Origin of the sequence: Pseudorhodobacter sp. (genome assembly GCF_030452865.1) — a bacterium.
Lineage (GTDB): Bacteria > Pseudomonadota > Alphaproteobacteria > Rhodobacterales > Rhodobacteraceae > Pseudorhodobacter.
In genome coordinates this window covers 1-3212 of record NZ_JAKDLJ010000398.1, presented here as the reverse complement: position 1 = coordinate 3212, position 3212 = coordinate 1, and the positions used below count along the sequence as shown (strand labels likewise).

Sequence of the window (3212 nt, the reverse complement as noted above, 5' to 3'; positions counted from 1 at the left end):
TGATCGCCCGGTTGGCGGGGGACAGAAATGCGCCACCGCCAGTGGACAGGATACAAGGCGGGCCGTTCATCAGGCGCGCAATGATCTGGCTTTCTCTGCGGCGAAAGAACGCCTCGCCATCGCGTTCAAAAATCTCGGCAATGCTGCGATCGGCGGCGATCACGATCTGTTCATCGGAATCAATGAATGGCACAGAAAGGATGCGCGCCAATTGAGTGCCGACAGCGGTTTTTCCCGCCCCCATCATCCCGACCATGACGACGGTTTTCTTCAGCCGCATCCTGATGTCTCAGCCCCCCGACCTGCGCGCGCACCCTGTCCTCCAATACCGAACCGACTTGCCGCCTGTCCAGCCCCGCACCATCAATTACGGGATTGTTTTTGGCGACCCGACCCGGGTTGGGCGGCGCACGGCCAAATTTTGCGCATTTCTTTGCGCTGGGGCGTGAACTCGGCTAAGAATGACTATATAATAGCAAGAGCAGACCGAACACTTCGGAATTCAAAGGGAGATACCCTGCGGGTTCAGGATGAATTTCGGCGAATGGAAGTCGGGCAAGAAAGCGTTGGCATGAAACTGATCGTTAAGGGCATAGCGATATTGGTGATTTTAGCGGGTATTGGGTTGGTGGGCTTTGCATATCTGGGCGATTTGTCGCCGCAACAAGGCGTTGTTACAACGCCGGTGATTCTGGATGCGGATTGAAAGCGCAGCTTTTTCGGCGGCTTTGATCGGCGTGCTCTGGTCCGCGTCGGCGGGTCTGTCGCAAGAACCGTTGTCCGCGATCGACTGGCTTTCGAGTTCGGTCTCCGCCCCTGCGAAACCCCTGGCACTGCCGGAACCGGATGTCGCCGGCGCGGGCGGCGCGCTGCCGCAAAACGTGATTGTTTCGGTGCTGGGCGGCCCGTCGCCCGATGCCGCGGGTGTTCTGGCGCCGCGTGTCACCGGCTTTCCTGCCAATCTTTGGGGGTTGGGCGAAACCGAAAAGATCGCGGCGCTGATTTCAGTAAAGCGCGATGATGCGCTCCCCTCGTTGCAGCGATTGATGTTGACGCTGCTTCTGGCACAATCGCAAGCGCCTGCCGATGCCGGCGGGCGCGGGATTTTGCTGCTGGCGCGGATCGACAAGCTGATGGATATGGCCGCGCTGGAGGAGGCCGACGCGCTGATTGAAGCCTCTGGCAAGATGACACCGCAGGTGTTCCGTCGTTATTTCGACGTGGCGATGCTGACGAACGAAGAAGACGACGCCTGCACCTATTTGCAAAAGAACCCCAATCTTGCACCCACCTACCCCGCCCGCGTCTTCTGCCTTGCGCGTTCCGGCGACTGGTCCGGTGCCGCATTGACGCTGCGGATGGCGCAGGCCCTGGGTTATGTCGATCCTGCCGATGATGCGCTGTTGTCGCGCTTTCTCGATCCCGATCTTTATGAGGGTGAGCCACCGTTGGAGCCGCCCTCCCCGGTGACGCCTTTGGCTTGGCGGATGCTGGATGCGATTGGCGAAGGCTTGCCGACCTCGCAACTGCCGCTTGCGTTTTCACATGCAGAGTTGGGCGAAACTGCCGGTTGGAAGGGCCAGATCGAGGCGGCGGAACGGTTGTCGGCGGCCTCGGTGCTCGACCCGAACCGTTTGCTCGGCATCTATTCCGAACGTCAGCCTGCCGCTTCGGGTGGTGTCTGGGACCGGGTGGAGGCATTCCAGCGTTTCGACACCGCTTTGCGCGCGGACGACCCGGTTGCAGTTGCTGCGGCCTTGCCGCAGGCTTGGGCGATGATGGCCTCTGCGGCGCTCGAAGTGCCGTTCGCGGAGTTGTTTTCGGAAAAACTGTTGCGTCTGCCGCTGACTGGAGACGCTGCGGCACTGGCGTTCCGGGTGGAGTTGCTGTCGAGCCTTTATGAAAAGGCCGCACTGGCCCGCACCCCTGCCGATACCAATGAAATCTTCCTGATTGGCTTGGCGCGCGGCAGCCTGCAAGGGGTAACACCGCCGGACAGCCTCGCGCGGGCCATTGCGCCTGCTTTCGTCCAACCCGATCCACCCGCCGATCTGATGGCGCTGTTGGCGGAAAACCGGTTGGGAGAGGCGATTTTGCTGGCGATGGACCGGATTGAGCGCGGCCTGCAAGGTGATCTGCGCGGAGTCACCGAAGGTTTGGCACTGTTCCGCCATGTCGGACTTGATGATCTGTCGCGCCGTGTTGCACTGGAGCTGATGCTGCTGGAGCGCCGGGGATGAGTGATGCCGCCGGGCGCTGGATTTCGACGTTTCTTGAGGCGCAAGCGGCAGAGCTTGACGCGGCCAAAAACACCCGGCTTGCATATGGGCGCGATCTGTTGGATTTCGCCGCGTGGCTGGAGCGGCGGGGCAGCAGTTTTGATGCGGCAGAGCGTGGAGATATTGAGCAGTATCTGATTTTCTGTGACGATCAGGGGTTGTCGAAAGCCACCCGCTCCCGCCGCCTGTCTGCGATCCGGCAGCTTTACCGCTTCGCGTTTGAGGAAGGCTGGCGCAAGGAAAACCCCGGCTTACGGATCAAAGGACCCGGCCGGGTGAAAAGCCTGCCAAAAACGCTGGAACTTTCGGAAGTCGAGGCGCTGCTCAAGGCCGCGGCCGAAATCGGACGTGGGGTCGATGAACGGCTGCGCAATGCCTGCCTCGTGGAACTGATCTATGCCACCGGAATGCGGGTCTCGGAGTTGGTGGAGTTGCCGGTCGCGGCGGCGCGTGGGGGCCCGGCGATGATCCTTGTACGCGGCAAGGGCGGCAAGGAGCGTATGGTGCCACTGTCGGCCCCGGCGAAAGCGGCACTTGCGGCTTGGTTGAACGCGCGCGACGCGGCTGAGGATGCGACCGTTGCCAAGGGCCTAAAGCCGTCGCGATTTCTGTTTCCGGGCCGCGGTGCCGCGGGCCATATGACCCGGCAACAGTTCTTTATCCTGCTCAAAGCCATCGCAGCGCAGGCGGGGCTGGACCCTTCCAAGGTGACTCCGCACACGATGCGCCACGCCTTTGCCACCCATCTTCTGGCCGGGGGGGCCGATTTAAGGGTAATCCAAACCCTTCTGGGCCACGCCGACCTGTCGACAACCGAAATCTATACCCATGTACTCGATGAACATCTCAAGGCGCTGGTGCTTGACCATCACCCTCTTGCGCGCAAGGGTTAACTGGGCCAAAGCCGGTAGCGGAACGGTTGAAGTGAAAGAG

Annotated in this window: 4 protein-coding genes; 3 read left to right on the top strand and 1 reads right to left on the bottom strand. The window is 61.2% G+C overall.

Going from position 1 to position 3212, the window contains the following annotated elements; genetic code table 11:
* On the bottom strand, positions 1–286 hold a 286-nt coding region (locus L0H65_RS17025; RefSeq protein ID WP_301460418.1), incomplete at its 3' end, for a shikimate kinase.
* A 285-nt stretch (positions 287–571) separates the two neighbouring features.
* On the opposite strand from L0H65_RS17025, the gene L0H65_RS17020 reads away from it, so the two are divergent.
* From L0H65_RS17020 to L0H65_RS17010, 3 genes are read left to right on the top strand one after another with little or no spacing between them, the layout of a single operon-like run.
* On the top strand, positions 572–706 hold the full coding sequence (locus L0H65_RS17020) for a hypothetical protein (RefSeq protein WP_301460417.1): 135 nt from the start codon (positions 572–574) through the stop codon (positions 704–706).
* On the top strand, positions 696–2240 hold the full coding sequence (locus L0H65_RS17015; RefSeq protein ID WP_301460416.1) for a hypothetical protein: 1545 nt from the start codon (positions 696–698) through the stop codon (positions 2238–2240). The genes L0H65_RS17020 and L0H65_RS17015 overlap by 11 nt, the downstream gene beginning before the upstream one ends.
* A complete protein-coding gene (locus L0H65_RS17010) occupies positions 2237–3172 on the top strand; it encodes a tyrosine recombinase (RefSeq protein WP_301460415.1) in 936 nt (311 codons plus the stop codon). The genes L0H65_RS17015 and L0H65_RS17010 overlap by 4 nt, the downstream gene beginning before the upstream one ends.
* Positions 3173–3212 lie beyond the last annotated feature (40 nt).